27 protein-coding genes are annotated in these 23568 nt (G+C 71.5%); 12 read left to right on the top strand and 15 right to left on the bottom strand.

Features of this window, described 5'->3' with window-relative positions; translation table 11 throughout:
• Positions 1 to 127 precede the first annotated feature (127 nt).
• The 4 genes from DEI97_RS09070 to DEI97_RS09085 form a co-directional block, all read right to left on the bottom strand.
• Positions 128 to 331, bottom strand: coding sequence for a hypothetical protein (locus DEI97_RS09070; RefSeq protein WP_111073490.1), 204 nt, complete (start codon positions 329 to 331; stop codon positions 128 to 130).
• Positions 332 to 353: 22 nt separating this feature from the next.
• Positions 354 to 2147, bottom strand: a complete 1794-nt coding sequence (locus DEI97_RS09075) for a DEAD/DEAH box helicase (RefSeq protein WP_111073701.1) — start codon at positions 2145 to 2147, stop codon at positions 354 to 356.
• 140 nt (positions 2148 to 2287) lie between these two features.
• Positions 2288 to 3532 carry a DNA polymerase IV gene (gene dinB / locus DEI97_RS09080; protein ID WP_111073702.1) on the bottom strand — a complete coding sequence of 415 codons (1245 nt, stop codon included), beginning with the start codon at positions 3530 to 3532 and terminating at the stop codon, positions 2288 to 2290.
• A 58-nt stretch (positions 3533 to 3590) separates the two neighbouring features.
• Positions 3591 to 4757, bottom strand: coding sequence for an acyl-CoA dehydrogenase family protein (locus DEI97_RS09085; protein WP_111073491.1), 1167 nt, complete (start codon positions 4755 to 4757; stop codon positions 3591 to 3593).
• A 24-nt stretch (positions 4758 to 4781) separates the two neighbouring features.
• Here DEI97_RS09085 and DEI97_RS09090 point away from each other — a divergent pair, with 24 nt between their 5' ends.
• Entirely contained in the window at positions 4782 to 5567 is a 786-nt protein-coding gene (locus DEI97_RS09090; RefSeq protein ID WP_111073492.1) for an SGNH/GDSL hydrolase family protein, read from the top strand.
• A gap of 16 nt (positions 5568 to 5583) precedes the next feature.
• Here the strand turns inward: DEI97_RS09090 and DEI97_RS09095 are convergent, their stop codons facing one another.
• Positions 5584 to 6840, bottom strand: a complete 1257-nt coding sequence (locus tag DEI97_RS09095) for a D-alanyl-D-alanine carboxypeptidase family protein (RefSeq protein ID WP_181439119.1) — start codon at positions 6838 to 6840, stop codon at positions 5584 to 5586.
• A gap of 115 nt (positions 6841 to 6955) precedes the next feature.
• Complete coding sequence (locus DEI97_RS09100; RefSeq protein WP_220039164.1) at positions 6956 to 7510, bottom strand: phosphoribosyltransferase family protein; 555 nt, start codon at positions 7508 to 7510, stop codon at positions 6956 to 6958.
• Positions 7511 to 7578: 68 nt separating this feature from the next.
• Between DEI97_RS09100 and DEI97_RS09105 the strand changes: the two genes are divergently transcribed.
• Positions 7579 to 7998, top strand: coding sequence for a bleomycin resistance protein (locus DEI97_RS09105; RefSeq protein ID WP_111073494.1), 420 nt, complete (start codon positions 7579 to 7581; stop codon positions 7996 to 7998).
• Here the strand turns inward: DEI97_RS09105 and DEI97_RS09110 are convergent.
• The 4 genes from DEI97_RS09110 to DEI97_RS09125 all read right to left on the bottom strand — a co-directional run bounded on the left by DEI97_RS09110 (position 7959) and on the right by DEI97_RS09125 (position 11064).
• Positions 7959 to 8540, bottom strand: coding sequence for a GNAT family N-acetyltransferase (locus DEI97_RS09110; RefSeq protein WP_111073495.1), 582 nt, complete (start codon positions 8538 to 8540; stop codon positions 7959 to 7961). The two genes, DEI97_RS09105 and DEI97_RS09110, sit on opposite strands and share 40 nt — an antisense overlap.
• A 60-nt stretch (positions 8541 to 8600) precedes the next feature.
• A complete protein-coding gene (locus tag DEI97_RS09115; protein WP_111073496.1) occupies positions 8601 to 9098 on the bottom strand; it encodes a GNAT family N-acetyltransferase in 498 nt (165 codons plus the stop codon).
• 70 nt (positions 9099 to 9168) lie between these two features.
• Entirely contained in the window at positions 9169 to 10398 is a 1230-nt protein-coding gene (locus tag DEI97_RS09120) for an MFS transporter (protein ID WP_220039165.1), read from the bottom strand.
• A 78-nt stretch (positions 10399 to 10476) separates the two neighbouring features.
• Complete coding sequence (locus tag DEI97_RS09125; RefSeq protein ID WP_111073497.1) at positions 10477 to 11064, bottom strand: DUF1349 domain-containing protein; 588 nt, start codon at positions 11062 to 11064, stop codon at positions 10477 to 10479.
• Between the two features lie 59 nt (positions 11065 to 11123).
• Between DEI97_RS09125 and DEI97_RS09130 the strand changes: the two genes are divergently transcribed.
• On the top strand, positions 11124 to 11624 hold the full coding sequence (locus DEI97_RS09130) for a GNAT family N-acetyltransferase (protein ID WP_258376618.1): 501 nt from the start codon (positions 11124 to 11126) through the stop codon (positions 11622 to 11624).
• Positions 11625 to 11710: 86 nt separating this feature from the next.
• On the opposite strand, the gene DEI97_RS09135 is transcribed toward DEI97_RS09130, so the two are convergent.
• Complete coding sequence (locus DEI97_RS09135) at positions 11711 to 12073, bottom strand: hypothetical protein (protein WP_111073499.1); 363 nt, start codon at positions 12071 to 12073, stop codon at positions 11711 to 11713.
• A 40-nt stretch (positions 12074 to 12113) separates the two neighbouring features.
• Positions 12114 to 12929 carry a TrmH family RNA methyltransferase gene (locus DEI97_RS09140; RefSeq protein ID WP_111073500.1) on the bottom strand — a complete coding sequence of 272 codons (816 nt, stop codon included), beginning with the start codon at positions 12927 to 12929 and terminating at the stop codon, positions 12114 to 12116.
• 96 nt (positions 12930 to 13025) lie between these two features.
• On the opposite strand from DEI97_RS09140, the gene DEI97_RS09145 reads away from it, so the two are divergent.
• A complete protein-coding gene (locus tag DEI97_RS09145) occupies positions 13026 to 13931 on the top strand; it encodes an NAD-dependent protein deacetylase (RefSeq protein WP_111073705.1) in 906 nt (301 codons plus the stop codon).
• Positions 13928 to 14566 carry a histidine phosphatase family protein gene (locus DEI97_RS09150; protein WP_111073501.1) on the top strand — a complete coding sequence of 213 codons (639 nt, stop codon included), beginning with the start codon at positions 13928 to 13930 and terminating at the stop codon, positions 14564 to 14566. The genes DEI97_RS09145 and DEI97_RS09150 overlap by 4 nt, the downstream gene beginning before the upstream one ends.
• A 6-nt stretch (positions 14567 to 14572) precedes the next feature.
• Here DEI97_RS09150 and DEI97_RS09155 read toward each other — a convergent pair whose 3' ends face one another.
• Positions 14573 to 14788, bottom strand: coding sequence for a hypothetical protein (locus DEI97_RS09155; protein WP_111073502.1), 216 nt, complete (start codon positions 14786 to 14788; stop codon positions 14573 to 14575).
• Between the two features lie 139 nt (positions 14789 to 14927).
• Between DEI97_RS09155 and DEI97_RS09160 the strand changes: the two genes are divergently transcribed.
• Entirely contained in the window at positions 14928 to 15674 is a 747-nt protein-coding gene (locus DEI97_RS09160; RefSeq protein ID WP_146248047.1) for a hypothetical protein, read from the top strand.
• A gap of 67 nt (positions 15675 to 15741) precedes the next feature.
• On the opposite strand, the gene DEI97_RS09165 is transcribed toward DEI97_RS09160, so the two are convergent.
• Both DEI97_RS09165 and DEI97_RS09170 read right to left on the bottom strand, forming a co-directional pair.
• Positions 15742 to 16830, bottom strand: coding sequence for a glycosyltransferase family 4 protein (locus DEI97_RS09165; protein WP_111073504.1), 1089 nt, complete (start codon positions 16828 to 16830; stop codon positions 15742 to 15744).
• Complete coding sequence (locus DEI97_RS09170; protein WP_111073505.1) at positions 16827 to 17765, bottom strand: alpha/beta fold hydrolase; 939 nt, start codon at positions 17763 to 17765, stop codon at positions 16827 to 16829. Before DEI97_RS09170 ends, DEI97_RS09165 begins: the two co-directional genes overlap by 4 nt.
• Positions 17766 to 17884: 119 nt before the next feature.
• Between DEI97_RS09170 and treS the strand changes: the two genes are divergently transcribed.
• From treS to DEI97_RS09200, 6 genes are all read left to right on the top strand, one after another.
• Positions 17885 to 19639 carry a maltose alpha-D-glucosyltransferase gene (treS, locus tag DEI97_RS09175; protein WP_111073506.1) on the top strand — a complete coding sequence of 585 codons (1755 nt, stop codon included), beginning with the start codon at positions 17885 to 17887 and terminating at the stop codon, positions 19637 to 19639.
• Between the two features lie 9 nt (positions 19640 to 19648).
• Positions 19649 to 20407 (top strand): 3'-5' exonuclease, encoded by a 759-nt coding sequence (locus DEI97_RS09180; RefSeq protein ID WP_111073507.1) that lies wholly within the window; start codon positions 19649 to 19651, stop codon positions 20405 to 20407.
• A 95-nt stretch (positions 20408 to 20502) separates the two neighbouring features.
• Positions 20503 to 21633, top strand: a complete 1131-nt coding sequence (locus DEI97_RS09185; RefSeq protein ID WP_111073508.1) for a DUF475 domain-containing protein — start codon at positions 20503 to 20505, stop codon at positions 21631 to 21633.
• Positions 21634 to 21676: 43 nt separating this feature from the next.
• On the top strand, positions 21677 to 22264 hold the full coding sequence (locus tag DEI97_RS09190) for a TerD family protein (protein WP_111073509.1): 588 nt from the start codon (positions 21677 to 21679) through the stop codon (positions 22262 to 22264).
• Positions 22265 to 22292: 28 nt separating this feature from the next.
• Positions 22293 to 22874 carry a TerD family protein gene (locus DEI97_RS09195; protein ID WP_111073510.1) on the top strand — a complete coding sequence of 194 codons (582 nt, stop codon included), beginning with the start codon at positions 22293 to 22295 and terminating at the stop codon, positions 22872 to 22874.
• Between the two features lie 79 nt (positions 22875 to 22953).
• Positions 22954 to 23532, top strand: coding sequence for a TerD family protein (locus tag DEI97_RS09200; RefSeq protein WP_111073511.1), 579 nt, complete (start codon positions 22954 to 22956; stop codon positions 23530 to 23532).
• Positions 23533 to 23568 lie beyond the last annotated feature (36 nt).

The raw sequence follows: 23568 nt of genomic DNA on the forward strand, positions 1-23568 counted from the left end.
TCCCCGTCATCAGCGCCGCACCTGTCCGGGCGATCCGGAGCGGAACCTGGTCACTTCCCGCCGTCGACCGTCACTTGCCGCCGTCGACCGTCACTTGCCGCCGTCGACCGTCACCTGCCGCCGGTCGTCACTTGCCGTCGCGGAGGCGCCACCACGCGGTCTCGGCGATCTCGCGTCCGGTGTACACGCCGTACTGCGTCCGACGGGACTCGTGCAGCGAGAACCGACGCAGCCGGTAGCCGCCGCCGAACCGGTCGATGATCGCCTCGGGCGAGGAGTCCGCGTCGCGCTTGACGTACCAGGTGCGGTCGTCGTCGACGGGCTCGATCACGGTCGGACCCAGCTCACCGGGCTCACCGGCGATTGCCGATCCGGCCGCGCAGGATGTCGATGCGCTTCTGGATCTGCTCGATGCTCGCCTGCGCCACGGCCGGGCCGCCGCTCATCCGACGGAGTTCGGCGTGGATCGACCCGTGCGGTTCGTTGGCGTGCCGGGACCAGATCGACACCAGGCGCTGCAGCTCGGACCGCTGCTCCTTGATCGTCAGGTACATCGGACGGCTCTCGGGCTCGGGGGCCTTGGGCATGCCGTCCTTGAGCACCCGGCCCTTGGACCGCTTCGCCTGGGTCGCCTGGCGGGCGCGGAGCAGGTCGCGCACCTGGTCGGGTTCGAGCAGGCCCGGGATGCCGATGAAGTCGAGCTCCTCGAGGGAACCGACCTCGCCACCGGTGCCGAACTCGCCGCCGTCGTAGAGCACCCGGTCGAAGGAGGCCTGCGAGTCGAGCGCCTCGAACGGCTGCATGTCGAGCAGGCTCTCGGACGCGCGGTCCTCCTTGTTGGCCTCGGCGACCATGGCGTCTTCTGGGTTGTACATGCCGTCCTCGGCGTCCTTCGGACGGTCGAGGGCGTGGTCTCGCTCCAGCTCGAGGGTGGCGGCGAGGGCCATCAGGCCGGGGACGCTCGGCAGGAACACCGACGCGGTCTCCCCACGGCGGCGGGCCCGGACGAAGCGGCCGATCACCTGGGCGAAGAACAGCGGGGTGCTGGCGCTCGTCGCGTACACCCCGACGCAGAGCCGGGGCACGTCGACGCCTTCGGACACCATCCGGACGGCGACCATCCAGCGCGAGGTGTCCTCGGCGAAGGACTGGATGCGGCTGGAGCCGGCGGCCTCGTCGGAGAGCACGACGGTCGGCCGCTCCCCCGTGATCCGCTGCAGGATCCGTGCGTACGCCCGGGCGGTGGTGGTGTCGGTCGCGATCACCAGGCCGCCGGCGTCGGGCACACCACGGCGGACCTCGGTGAGGCGCTTGTCGGCCGCCGACAGCACGGCGGGCATCCACTCGCCCTCGGGCGACAGCGCGGTACGCCAGGCCTGCGCGGTGATGTCCTTCGTGACTGGGTCGCCGAGCGAGGCCGACATCTCGTCGCCCATCCGGGTCTTCCAGCGCATCTGTCCGGCGTAGGCCATGAACAGCACGGGCCGGACGACGCCGTCCTTCAGCGCGCGGCCGTAGCCGTAGTTGTAGTCGGAGATCGAGGTGCGGATGCCCTGCTCGTCCGGGGCGTACTGCACGAACGGGATCGGTGCGGTGTCGGAGCGGAACGGGGTGCCGGAGAGCGAGAGCCGCCGGGTGGCCTTCGAGAACGCCAGTCGGATGCCCTCACCCCACGTCAGGGCGTCGCCGCCGTGGTGGACCTCGTCGAGCACGACCAGGGTCTTGCCGCCGGCGGTGATGCGCTCGTGCACCTCCGGGTTCATGCCGACCTGGGCGTACGTGATCGCGACGCCCTGGTAGTGCCGGCCGAACATGCCGTCACCGTTCTTGAACATCGGGTCGAGCCGGATGTTCACGCGGTCGGCGGCGTCGGCCCATTGCCGCTTGAGGTGCTCGGTCGGGGCGACGACGACCAGCCGGTCGACGGTGCCGCGGGCGAGCAGCTCGGTCGCCAGGCGCAGCGCGAACGTGGTCTTGCCGGCGCCCGGGGTGGCCGCTGCGAGGAAGTCGCGCGGTTCCTTCTCGAAGTACTTCGTCAGCGCTTCGACCTGCCAGGCGCGGAGCTTCGAGGCGGTGCCCCAGGCGGCTCGTTCCGGGAACGCCGGGGACAGGTGCTCGGCCGCCGCGTTGCCCGCGACCTCGGCGATGGCCGCCGGTTCGGTCGGTGCCGATCCGTCACGGGCCGCTCCGCCCGGTGCGTCGGACAGCCCGTCGATCGGGAGTTCGGCGGGTTCCTGGTGCTCGATGTTCTCCGCTGCGCTCACTCCACCCGAGTGTACCGGCACGCTCAGTCCTGCCGGGCGTGCGGGGCACGCTGCTCGGGCGTCGCGCGGACGAGCGATGCCGGGCGTAGCACGCCGGCGCCGAAGCGCGCGGTGACCGCGTCGACGGTGGTCTCGGTCTCCCGCCACGGCGCGTCGTCGTCCCAGAGGGCGTTGCTCGCGGCCGCGGGCACGAGGTTCTCCCCGCGGACACCGATCAGTCGGATGCGGTTGCCCGGTCGGTGCAGGACGTCGTAGAGCTCGACGGCTTCGCGGTGGAGGCGCTTGGCGACGTCGCTGGGTTCGGCGAGGGTGCGGGACCGGGTCAGCGTGCTGAAGTCGGTGTAGCGGACCTTGAGCGCCACGGTGCGGGCCTGCACCTCGGCTCGGCGCAGTCGGACGGCCACTTTCTCGGCCAGGCGCAACAGTTCGCGGGCGACGTCGTCGCGTTCGGTGAGGTCGCGGCCGAAGGTCACCTCGTGCCCGATCGACTTCTCGCCCACCCCGGCCTCGACCGTGCGCGGGTCTCGGCCCCAGGCCAGGTCGTGGAGCCGCTGGCCGCCGGCCGGGCCGAGCAGGGCGACGAGCGAGGGCAGCGGTGTGGTGGCGAGGTCGCGGACGGTGTGGATGCCCCGGCGTTCGAGGGTCTCCTGCGTCTTGCCGCCGACGCCCCAGAGCGCGGAGACGGGCTGCGGGTGCAGGAACTCGATCGTGTAGGCGTGCGGGACGACGAGCAGGCCGTCGGGCTTGGCGCGGCTGGAGGCCAGCTTCGCGACGAACTTCGTCGACGCGGCACCGACGGAGCAGTGCAGGCCGGTCTCCGCGAACACGGTCCGGCGGATCTCGGTGCCGATCTGCCACGGTGTGCCGTACAACCGCAGGGCACCGGCGACGTCGAGGAACGCCTCGTCGATGCCGAGCCGTTCGACCCGCGGGGTGAACCGGTCGAAGATCCGCATGACCTGGGCCGAACGGGCGCTGTACTTCTCGAAGTGCGGCTCGACGATCACGGCGGCGGGGCAGCGGCGTTTCGCGACGGCCATCGGCATCGCGGAGTTGATGCCGTACTTGCGGGCCTCGTACGTGGCGGCGGTGACGACCGAGCGGTCGGAGTCGTGCCCGACGATCACCGGCAGGCCGACGAGGTCGGGGCGGTCGAGCAGTTCCACGGAGGCGAAGAAGGCGTCCATGTCGACGTGCAGGACCGTCGCCGTGGCGTCGTCGACGGGCGCGTCGGTGACGAGTCGGTTCCGTCCGTCCTGCTTGCTCACCGGGTCATGCTCGCACGGACCGGCGACACCGAGCCCGGCCAGCGACACCGAGCCCGGGTCAGCGCGGCAGTGGTCCGAACTCCGCCGCCGCGATGGTCCGCATCGCCGAGTCCCGCGTCGACGGGTGGTACTGCCCGGCGCGGACGTCCCGCGCCAGACGCGCCAGTTCGTCCGACGCGCGGAAGGCCGAGCCGCCGACGACCCGCAGCGCCTCGTCCACGACGTGCTGCGCCGTGTCCACCGCCCGGGTCTTCGTGCCGACGAGCAGCGGGAACCACCGGTCGTGGTCGACGAGTTCGTCGACGTCCCGTGCCAGCGCGTCGACCTGCAGCGCGATCGCGTCGGTCGCGCTCCGCATCGCGGCGACCGCCCGCCGCACGTCCGGGTCGGCCGAGCGGGGCGTCCCGTCCATCCCGACGCGGCCGGAGACGCGCTCGACGGCCAGGGTCACCGCCCGCGACGCGATCCCCACGTACACCGACGCCACGAGCAGCTCGAAGGCCGCGAAGATCCCGAACACGAGCGGGTCCGCCACCGGGCCGACCGGCAGCACGCGGACGATCCGCTCCGCCGGCACGTGCAACCCGTCCAGGATCGTCGTCCGGCTCTGCGTCGCCCGCATGCCGAGGGTGTCCCAGTCGTCCAGGTGGCGCACCCCGCCGTCGCTCCGGACCGCGAACCCGTGCACGAGTCGCGGCTCCGGGCCGGAGGTGTCCTTCCCGAAGACGCTCAGCAGGTCCCACGCCGGTGCGAGCGAGGTCGACACCTTCGTGCCGGTGAACCGGTACCCGCCGACGCCGTCCGGCTCGGCGGTGGTGAGCGAGTCGAAGAGCACCGCGTCGTTCCCCGGCTCGCTGACCCCGAAGGCGAGCAGCCGGTCCGCCGCCGCCGCGTCGGTCACGGTCTGGAGGAACGTCCCACCCCGGGCGGACACGCTGCGGGCCGCCTGCACCCACACCTGGTGCATGCCCAGTCCGAGCGCCGTCGCCGGCGCCGCGGTGGCGAGGGTCCGCTGGACCGCAGCGGTCTCGCGGAGACCCAGCCCCGAGCCTCCGTCCCGGATCGGCACCCCGATGCGGAGGTACCCGGCCTGCCGGAGCTCGTCGAGGTCCTCGGCGAGGAAGGCGTTGTCGGCGTCGTAGCCGGGAGCGCGCGCGGCGATGCGTGCCAGGAGGTCGTCCGGCACGGTCCAGGGACGTCGCTTGCCGGGAGTGGACTCGGTCATGGGACGAGAGTACGGTCGCGTGTCGTGTCAGACGAGCATCCCTGGACCCGGTACGTCGCGATCGGTGACTCGTTCACCGAGGGGATCGGTGATCCGGACCCGCAGTCGGTCGGGGGCCACCGCGGCTGGGCCGACCGTGTCGCCGAGACCCTGGCGGACCGCACCGACGAGGACTTCGGCTACGCCAACCTCGCCGTCCGCGGCCGGCTGCTCGGGCAGATCATCGACGAGCAGGCCGAAGCCGCCGTCGCCCTGGGCCCGGACCTGATCACGGTGTCGGCGGGCGGCAACGACATCATCCGGCCGGGCTCCGACCCGGACGCGCTGGCCGAACGGTACGACCGGATGATCGAGACCCTCCGGCGGGACGGCGCGACCGTGGTGCTGTTCACCGGACCGGACGTCGGCATGACGCCGGTGCTCGGCATGGTGCGCGGCAAGACGGCGATCTACAACGAGCACCTGCAGGCCATCGCGCTGAAGCACGGGGCGCTCGTCACGAACCTCTGGGCGCTCCGGGTGCTCCGGGATCCGCGGATGTGGGCAGCCGACCGGCTGCACCACTCCCCGCTCGGGCACGCGACGGTCGCGGCCGCCGTGCTCGACACCCTCGGCGTCGACCACGAACTCGGCGCGGCGGTCCCGGAGCCGCTCGCAGCACGTCCCTGGCGGGAGGCCCGGGTCGAGGACCTCGGCTGGGCCAAGGAGTACCTCGTGCCGTGGGTCGTCCGGCGTGTCCGGGGGACGTCGTCGGGAGACGGCATCACGGCGAAGCGGACGTCGCTGCAGCCGGTCGCGCCGCGGGACTGAGCGCAGCCCAGCCCGGTCAGCCGACCAGTGCCCGGTCGAGCTCCACACCGCGGAACGGGTTCGACCACCGCCACCACACGCCCGGGTCCTCGATGGACCGGTCGAGGCGCAGCGGCACCGTCACCGGGTCGTGGTGCGACACCGTGAACCGCACCGATCCGACGCGCTCCCCCGCCGAACCGAACGTCAGCGGCTCGAGCGACGTCTTCGCCGTGACGTCCGTGGGTCCCCAGACCAGTAGCGACGCCGCTCGGCTGGCGGTCGCGTCGACCTCCTCCTGCCAGGGCGCCTGGTACGTGCCGAAGGTCTGCCCGGCGTTCGTCAGCGTGATGGTGTGGAGGTCGTCCGCCACCGAGTGCAGCAGTTTCCGGACATCAGCGTCCAGCGAGTCGTGGTCGACCCCTCCGAGCATCGCCCCGATCACGGTCACCGTCCGGCCACCGCGCTGGTAGGTCGCCGCGAAGAGCAGGCAGGCGCCGGCCTCGTCGAGGGTGCCGGTCTTGATGCCCTCGACACCGTCCATGCCGAGCAGCTTGTTCGAGTTCTCGATGTCGCCGACGCCCGGCACCGTCGCCTTCGCCGTCCCGACGACCTGCTTCACCAGCGGGTCCGCCAGGGCGAGCTTGCCGAGGTCGACCAGGTCCGTCGCCGTGCTCGTGTTCCGGGGGTCGAGACCCGTCGGCTCCATGATCGTGGTGTCGTCGAGGCCGTGGGCGTCGAGCCACGTCGCCGCGGCCTTGCGGTAGCCGTCCATCGACCCGAAGGCCCAGAGCGCCAGGGAGCCGGCGTAGTTGTTCGCCGACTTCATCAGCATCACCTGGAACGCCCGGTACTCGGACAGGCGCAGGTTGCTCGGCAGTGGTGCGACCTCGCCGTTCTGCGCCGCGTACTGGCTGTACAGCGCCTCCATCTGGGGCGTGAACCGGACGTCCGGCCCCTGCTCCCCCGGCTGCAGCGGCTTCTCCTCGAGCACGACCAGGGCCGTCACGACCTTCGAGATGCTCGCGATCGAACGGGCCTTCCGGTCGCCGCTCGTCGTCAGGCTCTCCGGGAAGCCGTCCGCCTCGACCGCGGTCGCGCCGTAGTCGGGGAACCGGACGTCTGCGGCGCTCGCGGTCGGCGGACGGTACGTCGCCGTGCTGGCCGTCGCCGGAGCGAACGGCACGACCGCGGCGGCCACCAGGAACGCGACGACGAGCAGGAGCACCGCGATGACGGCGACCGTCACGGGCCTCCGGATCGCGGAGCGGGGGCGGCGGACGACGTTCGGCACGAGACCGGATCGTACTGGAGGCGCGGGCTGGGCCCCTGGGACCGGTGCGGCTCGTCGCGGGGCCGGGGTGGGCCTCCCGGCACTGCCGTCCGGCGCCGGAGGAGCGCCGACGGGGTCAGCTGCGGCGACCCGCGTCGAGCTCGGACGACCGGACGAGGCTCCGCAGCATCGGGAGTGCTGCGCGCGCTCCGGGGCCCGCTTCGTCGACGACCACCGCGACGCCGACGAGGTCCGCTCCTGCATCGGCGACCAGGTCCGCGACCGCGAGCGCCTGGCTGCCGGTCTCGATCCAGTCGTCGACCAGGACGACCCGTTGCCCGGCAGCGAACAGGTCTCGGCGCGCCGACAGGGTCCGTCGGTTCCCGCGGTAGTCGCGGTCCGTCGTCCGCTCGACCAGCGGTCCGGGGAACAGCGCGCCGTCCTTCCGGACCGGGGCGAAGCCCACTCCGAGCGTCAGGGCGACGGCCGGCGCGAGCACGAAACCGCGGGACTCGATGCCGACCACGACGTCCGGGCGAGCGTCCTCGACCAGTGCGGCGAGCCCCGCGACGATCCCGGCCAGCGCGTCGGCCGACCGGAGCATGGTCCAGGTGTCGGCTGCACCGTCGATCCAGCGGAAGTGCTCGAGGACCAGGTCGTGGCCGCGGTCGACGGCGTCGTGGGTGTGCACACCCCGACGCTAGGGCCCCGACGCTCGGGACACACGGGTGCTGCCTCGCTCGATGCCACGATGGTGCCGTGACCGACGCCCTCGAACCCGCACTCGTCCCGGAGCTCCTCGTCGCCGATCTGGACCACAGCCTGGCGTTCTGGTGCGGCCTCTGCGGCTTCACCGTCAGCTACGCCAGGCCCGACGAGCGCTTCGCCTACGTCGTCCTCGGCTCGGCACACCTGATGCTCGAGCAGGCCGGGGTCGGTCGCAACTGGCTGACGGGTCCGCTCGACGCTCCCCTGGGACGTGGCGTGAACTTCCAGGTCAGCGTGTCCGACAGCGGGGCGCTCGCCGCAGTGCTGCGCGACGCCGACTGGCCGCTCTTCATGGAGCCGGAGACGAAGTGGTACCCGGTCGGCGGCGAGGAGGCCGGGGTCGAGCAGTTCCTCGTGCAGGACCCGGACGGCTACCTGGTGCGGTTCCAGTCCTCCGTGGGGCGGCGCTGACCGTCGACCGAGACCTCGAAGACGATCTCCCGGCCGTCTTCCTCGTCCCACTGCTCGCCGTTCTCGACGAACCCGTACGCGGCGATCAGGGCGAGTGAGGCGGCGTTGTCCGGGCTGACGGTGGCCCGCACCGTCCGCACTCCGGGGTGCTCCTGCGCGACCGCCAGGAGCGTCTCGAGTGCCCGTCTCGCGTACCCCCTGCGGCGATGGGCCGGATCCACGCGGTACCCCACCTCGACCATGCCGTGCGCGTCCGGCGGGCCGTGGAAGCCGGCGACGCCGACCGGCAGGGCGACGGCCGGGTCGACGATCAACCGGGTGACCCAGGGTGCGTCGCCCGGGCGCTCGCGGATCTGCTCGCTCCTCCTGCGCCACAGCGACGCGCACTCCGGCCCGGTGAGCCAGGGCGACATGGGCCGGCGAGTCGTGGCGTCGGTCCCACCGGCCGCGAGGGCGTGCAGCACTGCCTCCGGCACGACGTCGAGGTGCACGTCGGACTGGTCCGGCTGCGGGTGGTGCCAGGGTGCGTTCGTGATGGTCATCGGTCAGCAGACTGGCACAGCCGGTGCGCACCCGCGGCCCTGATCTCCCGGACCGTCAGCTCACCGGACGAGTCGCACGGTGGCGCCGAGTGGCTCGAAGCTCGAGGTGGCGCCGTCGGCGGTGAACCTGTTCCGGCGGTAGAACGCATGGGCTCGAGGATTGTCCGCCGCCACCCACAGCGACGCAGGACGTCCGCCGAGCACCCCGTCGAGGAGCGCTTGACCGGCTCCCGTTCCCTGCGCCCGTTCGAGCACGTAGAGCATGGCGAGTTCCTCTGGGCGGACCGCGTCGGGCTCGACTGCGCGTTGGGCGGCCGCGAACCCGATCACGCCGGTCGGATCCTCGGCCACGGTGGTGGAGAAGACCCCGTCTTCCAGGTACGTCCGCCACATGCCGACTCGTCGGTCGACGTCGAACCAGGGGTTCGTGTCCGGATCCTCGACCAGCCGACCGTACGTCTCGCGCCATGAGGTCGCGTGCACACGGGCGATGCTCTCGGCGTCCTCGACCGTGGCGGGCCGTGTCACGGTCCCTGCGTCGCCGTCGAGTCGTGCCATCTCGAGACCGTAGCAACTGCGGCCCCTCGTTGCCCTTGACCGGGCAGCCCGTCGCGATCGCGGTCGTCGGTCAGGAACGCGCGAAGACCCGACCGGATCGCCGCGCAGCCGCCGCGAGGACGGGTTGCGCTGCGGCGAGCGGGACGCAGAGCAGGCCGAGGACCCACCAGGTGCCATTGACGTGCAGGTGTGCGATCAGCTGGGTGCCGACGAGTGGCCCGACCGCGGCGGCGATGCCCCAGCTGATGCCGAAGACCGACATGTACCGAGCGCGCGACGTCGCGGGAGCGATCGCCGCGACGAGTGCGGTGGCGTGCCCGAGGAGCACCAGGTCACCGAGGCTCCACACGACCGTCGCAGCGATCAGGCCGGGCAGGTCGACAGCGACTCCGTTGAGGACGAAACCGACGCCGAGCACCAGGAAACCGATCGCCAGCGCCGCGAAGTGGCTCCACCGGGTGAGCGGCCCCCGCACCACCAGCGGCTGCCCGAGGACGATGACGAGGGCCGAGACGGCGAAGAGCACGCCGACCAGCGACGGCCGGATCCCGTCGGCACGCAGTGTGAGGGGAAGTGCGACGTCGAGCTGCAGGTACAGCACGGCGAAGCCCGTGCCGGTGACGAGCATCCCGACGAGCATCGGGTCCCGCCACGGACTCCGCACCACCGCAGCCGGGGTCGACGCACGATCCTCCGGCTCCTGTCCCCCGCGACGCGGCTGCAACCCGATGAGGACGAGGGTCGCGCACGCCAGGCAGGTCACCGCGTCGACCACGAACAGCAGTCGGAGGTCGACACCACCGACGGTCGCTGCGAGGACGCCGGCGAGCACCCCGGCGACGGCGAGTGCAGCTGAGTACAACCCGTAGGCGGCGACCCGGTCGCGGTCGCCCTCGACGACGTCGGCGACGAGTGCCTGGGACGGCGGTTCGTAGATCTCGAACGACAGGCCGATGAGCACCGCTGCGGCCGCAGCGGTCACGACGCCGGGTGCCGCCGCGAGCAGGAGTTGGAACACCGCGGTGAGGGTGAGGCCCCACGCGATGGTGGAGCGGTGGCCGATCCGGTCGCTGAGGAAGCCACCGATCAGTCGCGAGGGGATCGTCGCCACCCCGAAGAGGGCGACGATCGCTCCGGCAGTCTGCACCTGGACGGAGAAGTCGTCGACCAACACGACGGCGAGGAAGGGCAGCGTGAAGGCCCCGAGGCGGTTCACGGTCCGGGCAGCGACGAGCAGCCAGACCGCAGGCGGCAGCGCGCGCCATCGCGACGGCACCGCCCGATCCCAGCTCAGATGCACGCGGTCACGGTACCGAACACCGGAGACAGGCCGGACCGCTCCCTCGACCGGTTCGGCCGTCAGCGCAGCGGCAGGAGGTCAGTCCTCCGGGTGCAGGCTGGCGTCGGCTGGCCCGGTCCGCCAGGCGGTGAAGTGCACGGTGAGGTCGTCGCGTGAGGGCGCGCAGCACATCGGCCCGGCACCGACCTCAGCGTCGGGGTCCAGGGGTGCCACGCGGACCAGACGCCACGGCTCGTCGTCGACCCGGGCTCGGATGGTCAGGGCGTCGCCGGAGCGGCTGGCGCGGATCGTGACCAGGCGCCCGTGCCAGTCCGGTACGGGCGCGAGCGACCAGTCCGAGACGCCGCGGGTGACGACGGCGCCGAGGCTGTCCTGGTCGTCGCTGCGTTCGACGCCGGCCTTGGTCCAGGTGCTGTCGTCGACCTTGACGAAGATGCCGGCCTGGTCGAACTGGGCGGAGAAGTCCAGGTGGAACGACACCTCCATCGCGGTGTCCTGGGCGAACGGCGCGAGGAGGGCGTGCTCGGTGTCGTGGACGAAGCCGTACGAGGTGATCCGCCAGGCGTCGCTCTCCTCGACCGCCGTGACACGCATCCCGTCGTCGGACACCTGCACGTGTGCCGGGGCGGTCGTCCAGGTGCCCGCGTTCCAGTCGATGTCGCTCATGCCACTGAATGTACGGCCTCGGCGAGGACGACCGGGCTCCGGCTCCGTACGATCGACGTGTGCCGTCGATCCGCTCCGCCCGTCCGCCCGACGCCGCCACGATCGAGGCCATCGAGAACGACGCCGACCAACTGCTCGTGGAACGGCTCCACCCCGGGTCTTGGCCGACCGCGGCCCCCGGCTCCGACCGTCTGGCGCAGCCTGGCTTCGTGCTCGTCGTCACGCTCGACGACGGGGACGTCGTCGGGTTCGCGCACGTGGTCGAGGTGGACGGCCTGTGCCACCTCGAACAGCTCTCGGTACGCCCGGAACACGCCCGCCGGGGGCTGGGGCGGAGGCTCGTCACGGCCTCGGCGGACCGCGCCCGGCTGCTCGGGTACGAACGCATCACCCTGCGGACGTACGCGGACGTCCCGTGGAACGCCCCCTTCTACCGGTCTGTCGGCTTCGTCGAGGAGGAGCCCGTCACGGCGTTCCACCGCTCGCTCGTCGAGACCGAGCACCGGCTCGGCCTCGACCGGTACGGACGGCGCGTGCAGATGGCCGCCGACCTGACCTGACGCGTCGCGGGCGCACCCGGCCACCGCCGTACCCGGCCGCCGGCCCGTCAGGGCTCGGCGCCGTTGCCGAACGATCAGCCCGCGCGCTAGGCCTTCTCGTCCACGAGCGCCACGAACCGGCTGCCGACGCCCTCGACCTCGTGCCGCACGAAGCCCGCCGTCGGCTCGGGTGCCTGGTACGGCGCGTGGTAATCGCACATCAGGTGGTCCCAGTCCGGCCACCACTTCTTCGGCCGCGCCTCTTCCGAGTACCCGCACACCACGCAGTCCAGGCGTACCCACACCTTCTTCGCACCCGTCCGGTTCGCGCGGGACTGCACCAGCCACGCCGGCGGGTCCTGCTCGATCGCCGTGAGCTCGGCCTCGCTGAGACGCGTGGGGATCCCGTGGTGGGTCGCCATCTCGAGCGTGATGTCGAGTCGGACGGCGGCGTCGCGTCGGGAGAGCATCCGACCAGCCTATTTCAGGAGCGGTCGACCGGACAGCAGCTCAGCGTGCCCGCTGCGCGTGCGCGACCGCCCAGAGCCCGACGGCGCTCGCCGCGGCCACGTTGAGCGAGTCGACGCCGTGGTGCATCGGGATCCGCACCGTGGTGTCGGCCGCAGCGACCGCGGCCGGGGTCAGGCCCTGCCCCTCGGTGCCCATCACCAGGGCGACCCGTTCTGGCACGTCGGCGACGAACTCCTCCAGGTCGACGGAGCGGTCGGTGAGCGCCATCGCGGCGACGTGGAAGCCCTGCGCACGGAGGTCCTCCCCCGCGGCCGGCCACTCCCCGATGCGCGTCCACGGCACCTGCAGCACGGTTCCCATGCTGACGCGGACACTGCGGCGGTAGAGCGGGTCGGCGCAGCGCGGGCTCACCAGGACGGCGTCCGCACCGAGACCGGCGACGCTGCGGAAGACCGCACCGACGTTCGTGTGGTCGACGATGTCCTCGAGGACGACGACGAGCCGGGCGTCGCGCACGACGTCTGCGACGGTGGGCAGCTCGGGTCGGTGCATGGCCGCGATCGCGCCGCGGTGCATCCGGAACCCGGTGAGCTGCTCGAGCAGCGCGTCCGACCCGACGAAGACCGGGCCGTCGTGCTCGTCGACCAGCGGGAGCACGCTGTCCAGCCACTTCTCCTGCACCAGCACGCTGCGCGGCACGTGGCCGGCACGGACGGCGCGCTCGATGACGGTGTTCGACTCGGCGATGTACAGGCCGCCCTCGGGCTCCGTCACGCGGCGGAGCGCCACGTCGGTGAGCCGGGCGAAGTCGTCCAGGCGCGGGTCGTCGAGGGAGTCGATGCGGACAGGGTGCACGGTGCTCGTTCCGGTCGGGAGGATCGTGGTCGGGTCGCGGACGTCGACCCGGGGAAGGACCGGGGACGCTCGGCGGTTGAGGGTACCGTGGACACGATGGCGACGAGCGACGGCACAACGACCAACGGTGCGCCCGACGCGGGGACCGACGGGCTGGCGACCGACGAGACCGTCACCGACGTCGACCGGGCGGTCGCGGTCCTCCGCGGCAAGCGGGTCGCCGTCCTGACCGGCGCCGGCGTCAGCACCGACTCCGGCATCCCCGACTACCGCGGCGAGGGTCGGGTCGTCCGGAAGCCGATGACGTTCCAGGAGTTCCTGGCCGACCCCGCCAAGCGCCAGCGCTACTGGGCAGGCTCGCACCTCGGCTGGCGGACCTTCGCCGCCGCGCGGCCGAACGACGGGCACCGGGCGCTCGCCGCGCTCGAGTCCGCGGGGGTCGTCAGCGGGATCGTCACCCAGAACGTCGACGGCCTGCACCTGCGTGCCGGCTCCCGTCGGGTGGTCGAGATCCACGGTTCGATGGACCGCGCCGTGTGCCTGACCTGCGGGCAGGTGTTCTCCCGCGCCGACCTGGCCGCCGTCCTGGACCGCGAGAACCCGTGGATCGACGAGCCCGGGTCCGTGCAGCTGCAGCCCGACGGCGACGTCGAGATCACCGACGTCGAGCGCTTCCGGGTGCCGGACTGCACGGTGTGCGGCGGCGTGCTGAAGCCGGACGTGGTGTTCTTCGGCGAGTTCGTCCCCGCCGAGAAGTTCCGCGAGGCCGTGTCGATCGTGGCCGAGGCCGACGCCCTGCTCGTGGTCGGCTCGTCGCTGACGGTGAACTCCGGCGTCCGCCTGCTCGACCACGCCACCCGGCGGAAGCACCCGGTCGTCATCGTGAACCGTGGTGCGACCCGCAGCGACCGCCGGGCCGCGGTGAAGATCGACGCGGGCACGACGGAGACCCTGGTCGAACTCGCGGCGCGGCTCACCGCGTCTGCGATGATCGACGGGTGACGACGCTCCTCTACCTGGTCCGCCACGGCGAGACCGACTGGAACCGGCAACGACGCATCCAGGGGTCGACGGACGTGCCGCTCAACGACACCGGTCGACGACAGGCCGCCGAGACCGCCGTGCTGCTCGCCCGCCGTCGCTTCGACGCCGTCGTCTCGTCGCCCCTGTCCCGCGCGTCCGAGACCGGCACGATCATCGCCACGCACCTCGGGCTCGCCGAGCCGTCGACGTACGACGGGCTCCGGGAACGCTCCTACGGCGACGCCGAGGGGCTCACGCACCCCGAGATCGAGGCCCGTTGGCCGCACGACGCGGTGCCGGGCCGCGAGTCACGGGCAGCCCTGCTCGACCGGGTGACCGAGACGCTCGCCGAGATCGCCGTCCGCTTCGACGCCGGTGCGGTGGTCGTCGCGACCCACGGCGCGGTCATCCGGACCGTGGTCGACGCCGCGGCGCCGGGCACGATCGAACGCTCAACCGTCCCCATCAGGAACGGTTCAGTGCACTCGTTCCGGTGGGACCCGGAACGCTTCCGTGCCGAGCTGGTCCGTTCCGACGACCCGATCGAGGACGTCTCGGACGCGCCGGGCCGGTACGCGTTCGAGTACCAGAACCCGCTCGAACGCCGCGGCTGACCCGGCTCAGATCCCGGAGCCGCCGGTGTATCCGGTCCCGCCCGCGGTCCGCGCGGCCTGCGCCTCGGCGACCCGCAGGTCGTGGTCCGACGCCCCGGTGCCGTGCTGCACCCCGGCGTCCGGCAGGTCGCGCAGCAGACGTGCTCGGCGGCGGTCGGCTACCGCCATGCCGACGGCGACCGCCACGATGACGACACCGACGGCGATGAGTGTGATGAGCATGGCTCCCCCGTCCGACGGGAGGCCCGTGCCCCCGTCCGTCTCCACCGTAGCGTGACCGAGAGCGCCCGACCAGGGCGCGGACTACGCTCCGGTGGACGGTGCGGTCCGAGCAACGGTCCGGCCGCTGCGAGGTGACGCTGTGAGCGCTGGTGGACGACACACCGACGGTCCCCGCGGCCGTGATCCGTGGGATGACGACGACGACCTCGACGCCGCGTTCGGTCCGGACACCGCCTCGATGCGTGCCCTGTCCCGGCCCGAACGGGTCCGCGCCGGCACGGCGGTCGTCCTCGGCGTCGTCGTGGTCGCCGTGGTGCTCGTCGTCGTCCTCGGCGTCATCCTGTCCGGCGTCCAGCGCGGTGTCGGCGGGGTGTTCCCGCAGCCGGAGGGCGACCGTGCCCGGTTCGTGGCGGCGGCGTCGGCCCTGCCGGGCGTCAGCGCGGTCGAACGGGCCCGGACCGAGAAGACCTCGTTCGCAGGCTACGACGTGACCGCCCTCGTCCGCGCCGACCCGGAACTCGGTGCGGAGGACCGTCGGGCCCTCGTCTCCGCCGTCAGCAGCGCAGCCGCCGACAGCTCGGGCTCGGGCGTCCGGATCTGGGCCGAGGTGGACTTCGGGACCCGGCAGGTCGGGGTCTCCGACTCCGAGGAGTCCAGTCAGCGGCGACTGCGGTTGGCCGAGCGGCTCAGCGCGATCGGGGGTGTGCTCGGGGTCGCCTGCACGTTCGAGGCCCGGTCGGACGGACGGTCCGACGAGCCCGCCGCCCAGCGGGTGACGGTGCGGTCAGCGGGTCTCGGCGTCGGGTTCGCCGCGGTCGCCGCCGCTGCCGAGCAGGTGGGTGACGAGGTCTTCCCGGGCGTCCAGGTGCAGACGGTCCACCCCTGACGTCGCGGGAGCTGACGTCGCGGGAGCTGACGTCGCGGGAGCTGACGTCGGACGCTCGCGGCCACGCTCAGCGGTGACGAGCCTCCCGGTCGGCGACCGCACGTTCGACCGCACGCACGACCTGCTCGGCGGAGTCCTGCCACCGGAACCGGGCCGCCTGCGCGACCGACGCCTGCGAGGCGGCTTCCCACCAGGCCTCCAGTCGGCGGACCGCAGCCGCGACGGCGGACGGTGACGACGGGTCGAAGTACTCGGCGACCTCGCCTCCGATCTCTCGGAAGATCGGGATGTCGCTGACGACGACCGGTGTGCCGACGCCCATCGACTCCACCAGCGGGATGCCGAAGCCCTCGTCGTACGAGGCGGTCGCCAGGGCCGTCGCCGACCGGAGCACCGCGCGGTACTCCTCGTCGCTCGCGCCGTCGTGGAAGACGACCGCGCCGGCCGGGGCCAGCCCGCTGAGACGTGCCCGATCGGCGTCGGACACGCGCGACATGCAGTGCAGCGTCCAGTCCGGGCCGAGCAGGGGCAGCGCGGCCGCCAGCGTCTCGACGTTCTTGTACGGCATGAACGAGCCCATGTAGACGAGCGACTTCTGCCGAGGTGCATCGGTGTCGCGGGGCTCGGCCGGGTCGGCGGCGTTGTACGCCACCGTGACGGGACGGTCCGTCAGACGGTGCTCGGCGATCAGCCCGGCGGTCGTCTCGGAGACCGTGACCACGCCGTCCGCACCGTTGAGCAGGAACCGCTGCGGCCACCAGGCCAGGTGGAACGCCCGCCACCCGAGACGCAGCGGCCACGAGAACTCACGCGGGGGCGTGCGGTTCCGGTAGTAGATGAGGTCGTGCAGCGTCAGCACGAGGGCGTACCGCCGCCCCCGGGAACCCATCGTCTGCATCGGCGAGAACACGGCGTCCAGGCCCAGGCGGTTGACGTGGCGGGCCACGAGGGGCTCCCCCGCGTCGGTCGGCGCCGGGACGAGCTCCCACGGCATCCCGGCGGGCAGGGACTCGAGCTGTCGTTCGTCGGAGACGAGCAGCACGTGGTCGTGCCGGTCGGGCAGGTGGGCGGCGACGCCCGCCGTGAACCGGCTGATGCCGTCGTGCCGGCCGATGCGGACGTAGCGGCAGTCGATGCCGATCCGGAGGCGGGTCACGACGTCTGCATCCGTCGGAGGACCGCGCTCGCGGCCGCGGCCGGCGTCTCGTAGTGCACCAGGTGACCGACGCCCGGGACGACGACGAGTTCCGCGTCGGCCAGCCGTCCCGCCAGGGCACGCTGCTCCGGGACGGCCGTGATGTCGTCGTGCTCGGCCGCGACCAGGAGGGTCGGCACGGCGATCCGGTCGGCGAACTGGGCGACGTCGTGCGTGACGGAGGTCCGGAACGCCTCCAGGACGCTGGTGCGGTTCGCGAAGGCCGAGAAGTACCGGTCGTGCTGGTCGTGCACCCACCGTCGGAGCGACGGCCGACGCGACTTGAGCATCGCGATGCTCATCGCGCGGACGATCACCCGGTTCCGCAGCAGACCGAGTCCGAGCTGCCTGGGCAACCAGGCGCCGAGGCGGTAGTAGGCGATGGCGACGCCGGTGCCGATCGCTCGCGGACCCTGCAGTGCGGGCGCGGCGATCGGGTTCACCAGGACGAGCAGGCGGGTGTCGAGGCCGGCGGCGACCGCGGCCGACACGACGATGGACCCGAAGGAGTGACCGAGGACCACGGTGTCCTGGTCGAGGCCGAGCGCGTCGCGGAAGCCCTCGAGCCAGTGCACGTAGCCGTCCAGGTCGGACGTCGGCAGGGGGTCGGACACGCCGAACCCGGGCAGGTCGGGCACGATCACCCGCACGCCGGTCGGGTGGCCGGCGACCAGGTGCGCGGCGATCGACTCGAGCCCGTGGTGGTCGCCGCGGAACCCGTGCACCGCCAGCACGGTCGCCGGGGCGGTTCCGGCTTCGGCTTCGGCTTCGGCTTCGGCTTCGGTCGGGCCGTACTCCCAGAAGTGCGTGGTGCGGTCCTGGACCTGGACCGTGCGGTGCACGACGGGGGTGGCCGCCATCAGCGACTGGTACGGGGACAGCACGGGCGGTTGCATCCGCGCCAGTCTAGGGAACCTCTCCGGCTCCACGGTGTGCGCGTCGGAGGTCCCGCGGCTAGCGTGTCCGGGGCGACCCTCCTGCTCTGGAGGACCGTCGACGACCTTCGAGGAGCACGGTGTCCTTCACAGCCCCGATCCAGCAGCCCGGACTGACCCTCGACCCGCTCTGGTACAAGCGTTCGGTGTTCTACGAGTGCATGATCCGCTCGTTCGTGGACTCGAACGGGGACGGCACGGGCGACCTGCAGGGCCTGATCAGCCGCCTGGACTACCTGCAGTGGCTCGGCGTCGACGCGCTCTGGCTGCCGCCGTTCTTCCGCTCCCCGCTGCGCGACGGCGGCTACGACATCTCCGACTACAAGGCGATCCTGCCCGAGTTCGGCACCCTCGACGAGTTCCGCGAACTCGTCACGAAGGCGCACGAGCGGAACATGCGCATCGTGATCGACATGGTGATCAACCACACGAGCGACCAGCACGAGTGGTTCCAGCAGTCGCGCGAGGACCCGGACGGCCCCTACGGCGACTTCTACGTCTGGCGGGACACCGACGAGGAGTACTCCAACATCCGCGTCATCTTCGTCGACACAGAGGAGTCGAACTGGACCTTCGACCCGGTGCGTCGGCAGTTCTTCTTCCACCGGTTCTTCTCGCACCAGCCGGACCTCAACTACGAGAACCCCGCCGTCGTCGAGGCGGTGTACGACGTCGTCCGGCACTGGCTGGACCTCGGTGTCGACGGGCTGCGGCTCGACGCGATCCCGTACCTGTTCCAGTCGGAGGAGGGCAACGGCGAGGGCGAGCCGGAGACCCACGAGTGGATCAAGAAGCTCCGCGCGATGGTGGACGACGAGTACCCGGGGCGGGTGCTCATCGCCGAGGCGAACCAGTGGCCCCGCGAGACCGCTGCGTTCCTCGGCACCGACGAGGAACCCGAGTGCCACATGGCCTTCGACTTCCCGGTGATGCCGCGCATCTTCTACTCGCTCCGTGCCCAGCACGCCAAGGAGCTGCAGGCGATCCTGTCCGAGACGCTCGACGTCCCCGAGACGGCCGCGTGGGGTGTGTTCCTCCGGAACCACGACGAGCTCACGCTCGAGATGGTCAGCGAGGAGTACCGGCAGGCGATGTACGGCTGGTACGGCTACGACCCGCGGATGCGCTCGAACATCGGCATCCGTCGCCGTCTCGCGCCGCTGCTCGACAACTCCCGCGCCGAGCTCGAACTCGTGCACGCGCTGCTCTTCTCGCTGCCCGGTTCGCCATTCCTCTACTACGGCGACGAGATCGGGATGGGCGACAACATCTGGTTGCCGGACCGCGACTCCTCGCGCACGCCGATGCAGTGGACCCCGGACCGGAACGCCGGGTTCTCCTCCGCCGACCCGGGCAAGCTGTTCCTGCCGGTCGTGCAGTCCCTGGTGTTCAACTACGCCCAGGTGAACGTCGAGGCCCAGCTGGCGCAGTCGCGCTCCCTGTTGCACTGGATCCGCAACGTGATCCACGTGCGGAAGGCCCACCCGGTCTTCGGGATGGGGTCGATCGCGGTGCAGCAGACCTCGAACGACAGCGTGCTGGCGTTCGTCCGGTCCTGGGCGGGTTCCGGCTCGGACCAGCAGTTCGGCCCGAGCGCTGAGGACGTGCTCTGCGTGTTCTCGTTCGCCCACAACCCGACGTCCGTGACGATCACCGCGCCCGAGTACGCCGGCCGCCCCCTCGTCGACCTGTTCGGCGGCGGCTCCTTCCCGTCCTTCGACGCGGACGGCACCGTCACGCTGACGCTCGGCACGCAGGCGTTCTACTGGCTGCACGTCGGTCAGGGTGCCGAGAACGCGAGCGCGCCTCGCGGGGCTGTCGGTGCCGTTGGTTAGCCTGACCGCGTGACCTCCCCCGCTGCCGAGCTCGACACGGCGACCCGGCCCCCGCAGGACCTGACCACCCGACCGTGGTGGCACGCACTCGGGGTGTTCGACCTCGAGACGACCGGCATCGACGTCGAGACCGCGCGCATCGTCAGTGCGCACGTGGGGCTCATCGACATGACCGGCCGCTCGATCGTCGAGGGTGCCTGGCTCGCCGACCCGGGCATCGAGATCCCGGAGCAGGCCGCGGCGGTGCACGGCATCACGACCGAACGCGCCCGGGCGGAAGGACGACCCGCCGGTGAGGTCGTGGCCGAGATCGTCGCCGCGGTGGAGGCCGTGTTCGCCCGCGGGATCCCGCTGGTGATCTACAACGCCCCCTACGACCTGACGCTCCTCGACCGGGAGGCCAAGCGGCACGGCATCGCCTCCCCCGTGATCGGCAACGTGGTCGACCCGCTCGTGATGGACAAGGCACTCGACACGTACCGGAAGGGCAAGCGGACGCTCGAGGTCGCCTCGCAGCTGTACGGCGTGCAGCTCGACGACGCGCACGACGCCGGTGCCGACGCCATCGCTGCCGGTCGGGTCGCCCAGGCCATCGCCGCGAAGTACCCGGACGAGCTCGGCATCAGCGCCGAGGAGCTGCACCGCAAGCAGGTCGTGTGGTGCTCCGAACAGGCCGCGTCCTTCCAGGAGTACATGCGGAGCAAGCGCGATCCGTCCTTCACCGCCGACGGCACCTGGCCCCGTCGGCACTCGGCCCCGAGCATGTAGCATTCCGAGAGGGGGAGGGCCGGACAGCGCCGTCCCCTCGACGACCGCACTGCAGACACCGTCTGCACCGCACGCTCAAGGGGAGATCCGCGCACGTGTTCCTGAAGACCTTCGGGTGGTCCCTGGCCATCACCGTGCTCGCACTGGCCATCGCGCTGGTCTACGGCGGATGGAGCGCGGTCATCATCACCGCGATCCTCGGCGTGCTCGAGATCAGCCTCAGTTTCGACAACGCGGTCGTCAACGCCCGCATCCTCGAGCGGATGAACCCGTTCTGGCAGAAGATGTTCCTCACCGTGGGCATCGTCATCGCGGTCTTCGGCATGCGCGTGCTCTTCCCGCTGCTCATCGTCGGCGTCACGGCGTCGCTGAACCCGGTGGAAGCCGTGCAGCTCGCCCTCGAGAAGGGCCCGATCGACGAGCCCGGTACCTACGCGTACCTGCTCCACGAGGCGCACCCGCAGATCGCTGCCTTCGGTGGCATGTTCCTGCTGATGATCTTCCTGGACTTCATGTTCGAGGAGCGCGACATCCTCTGGCTGCGCTGGCTCGAACGCCCGCTGCTCTTCATCGGCAAGCTCCCGATGGTCAACGTCATCGTCGCCCTCGTACTGCTGGCCATCGCGGGGACCACCGCCGGCGACCACCAGTCGACGGTCCTCATCGCGGGCATCGCCGGACTCGTCACGTACTTCCTGGTGACGGGCCTCGGCGGGCTGTTCGACGTCGACGACCCCGAGGACGACGGCAACTCGTTCGAGAGCACGGGCGAGATGGTCGCCGAGGCGAACCGCATCAGCAACAAGCGCCGCGTCGGCAACGTCGCCGGCAAGGCCGCGTTCCTGCTGTTCCTCTACCTCGAGGTCATCGACGCGTCGTTCTCGTTCGACGGTGTCATCGGCGCCTTCGCGATCACGGCCGACCCGATCATCATCGCCCTCGGTCTGGGCCTCATCGGCGCCCTCTTCGTGCGTTCTCTCACCGTCTTCCTGGTCCGACAGGGCACGCTGGACGAGTTCGAGTACCTCGACCACGGTGCGCACTGGGCGATCGGTGCACTCGCGGCGATCCTGCTCGTCACGATCACCACCGAGGTGAACGAGGTCGTCACCGGCCTCATCGGCGTCGTGTTCATCCTCGCCGCCTTCATCTCCTCGGTGGTCCGCAACAAGCGCAAGGCCGGCGAGCACGAGCCGGCGGACGACCACGCAGCCGTCGCCTCCTGACGGTCGCGACCAGGACTGCACCACCGACGAAGGGTTCACCACAATGGGTCTCAGCCTCCAGAAGGGCCAGGCGCTCTCGCTCACCAAGACCGACGGCAGCGCACTGTCGCGCGTCCGTCTCGGTCTCGGGTGGGACGCCGTGGCGACGAAGCGCGGCCTGTTCGGCGGCAAGAAGTCCGCGGACGTCGACCTCGACGCCTCCGCGATCTTCTTCGGCGCCGACGGCCAGCCCGTCGACTACGTCTGGTTCAACCAGCTCCGCAGCAAGGACGGCTCCGCGCAGCACACCGGCGACAACCTCACCGGTGAGGGCGACGGCGACGACGAGGTCATCCGCATCGACCTCAGCGCGGTGCACGGCGCCGTGCAGCAGATCGTCTTCGTGATCAGCAGCTACAGCCGCCAGACGTTCGACAACGTGCAGAACGCGTTCTGCCGCGTGGTCGACGACTCCACCGCGGGTGCGCCCGAGGTCGCCCGCTACCAGCTGACCGACTCCGGCCAGCACACCGCGATGGTCATGGCGAAGGTGTCCCGCACCGGAGCAGGATGGACCTTCACGGCGATCGGCGAACGTGCCGACGGCCGGACGGTCCAGGACCTCGTCGGCCCCGCAGCCGCCGCGCTCTGAGCCGACCCCACAGACGGAAGGACGATCGATGGCGACCCTCTCGCTCTCGAAGGGCAACAACCTCTCCCTGACCAAGACCGATCCGGGGCTCCGTCGGGCCATGATCGGCCTCGGCTGGGACCCGCGCACGACGGCGGGCGAGCAGTTCGACCTCGACGCCTCGGCGCTGCTGGTCGGCGCGAACGGCAAGGTCCGTTCCAACGACGACTTCATCTTCTACAACCAGCTGCAGTCGGTGGACGGCTCGGTCGTCCATCAGGGCGACAACCGCACCGGCGAGGGTGACGGCGACGACGAGCAGATCCTCATCGACCTCGACATCGTCTCCGCCGACGTCTCGCGTGTCGTCATCGTCGTCACGATCGACCAGGCCGATGCCCGTCACCAGAACTTCGGGCAGGTCCGTGGCGCGTTCTGCCGGGTCGTCAACGACGAGACCGGCAACGAGGTCGTCCGCTTCGACCTCACCGAGGACGCGGCATCGGAGACCGGCATGATCTTCGCCGAGATCTACCGGTACGACGGCGAGTGGAAGTTCCGCGCCGTCGGTCAGGGCTACGCGACCGGCCTCCGCGGCGTCGCGACCGACTACGGCGTCGTCCTCGACTGACGATCGCCCGACACACCCGAGGCACGCGACGCGCACAGCGTCACCGACGACGCTCCCCCACAACCGAAAGGACCCGATCATGGCCGGACTCTCCCTCAGCAAGGGCGGCAACCTCTCCCTCACGAAGACGAGCCCCGGGCTCACCGTGGCCACCGTCGGCCTCGGCTGGGACCCGCGCACCACGGCCGGCGAGGCCTTCGACCTCGACGCCTCGGCGCTGCTCGTCGGCCCCGACGGCAAGGTCCGCTCGGACGCCGACTTCATCTTCTACAACCAGCCCAAGAGCATCGACGGCTCCGTCGAGCACAAGGGCGACAACCGCACCGGCCAGGGCGACGGTGACGACGAGCAGATCGCCATCGACCTGCAGAGCCTGCCGGCCGACGTCGACCGCGTCGTCGTGGTCGTCTCGATCGACCAGGGCGAGGCACGCCGCCAGAACTTCGGCCAGGTCCGCAGCGCGTACTCGCGTGTGCTCGACCAGGACGGCGCCGAGATCGTCCGGTTCGACCTCTCCGAGGACGCCGCCCCGGAGACCGCGATGATCTTCTCGGAGATCTACCGGAGCGGTGCCGAGTGGAAGTTCCGCGCGGTCGGCCAGGGCTACCAGTCCGGTCTCGCGGGTGTCGCCACGGACTTCGGCGTCAACCTCAGCTGACCGGAGGCGCCACCGCCACCGCATCACCAGCAGCAC

It is taken from the genome of Curtobacterium sp. MCLR17_032, assembly GCF_003234795.2.
Taxonomy (GTDB): domain Bacteria; phylum Actinomycetota; class Actinomycetes; order Actinomycetales; family Microbacteriaceae; genus Curtobacterium.

Bases quoted from the DNA above. Each gene is read 5' to 3' on its own strand.
- DEI97_RS09085 (WP_111073491.1), bottom strand. From the start codon at position 4,757: ATGACCGAGTCCACTCCCGGCAAGCGACGTCCCTGGACCGTGCCGGAC.
- DEI97_RS09110 (WP_111073495.1), bottom strand. From the start codon at position 8,540: ATGACCATCACGAACGCACCCTGGCACCACCCGCAGCCGGACCAGTCC.
- DEI97_RS09115 (WP_111073496.1), bottom strand. From the start codon at position 9,098: ATGGCACGACTCGACGGCGACGCAGGGACCGTGACACGGCCCGCCACG.
- DEI97_RS09125 (WP_111073497.1), bottom strand. From the start codon at position 11,064: ATGAGCGACATCGACTGGAACGCGGGCACCTGGACGACCGCCCCGGCA.
- DEI97_RS09135 (WP_111073499.1), bottom strand. From the start codon at position 12,073: ATGCTCTCCCGACGCGACGCCGCCGTCCGACTCGACATCACGCTCGAG.
- DEI97_RS09145 (WP_111073705.1), top strand. From the start codon at position 13,026: ATGGCGACGAGCGACGGCACAACGACCAACGGTGCGCCCGACGCGGGG.
- DEI97_RS09155 (WP_111073502.1), bottom strand. From the start codon at position 14,788: ATGCTCATCACACTCATCGCCGTCGGTGTCGTCATCGTGGCGGTCGCC.
- DEI97_RS09170 (WP_111073505.1), bottom strand. From the start codon at position 17,765: ATGCAACCGCCCGTGCTGTCCCCGTACCAGTCGCTGATGGCGGCCACC.
- DEI97_RS09190 (WP_111073509.1), top strand. From the start codon at position 21,677: ATGGGTCTCAGCCTCCAGAAGGGCCAGGCGCTCTCGCTCACCAAGACC.
- DEI97_RS09195 (WP_111073510.1), top strand. From the start codon at position 22,293: ATGGCGACCCTCTCGCTCTCGAAGGGCAACAACCTCTCCCTGACCAAG.
- DEI97_RS09200 (WP_111073511.1), top strand. From the start codon at position 22,954: ATGGCCGGACTCTCCCTCAGCAAGGGCGGCAACCTCTCCCTCACGAAG.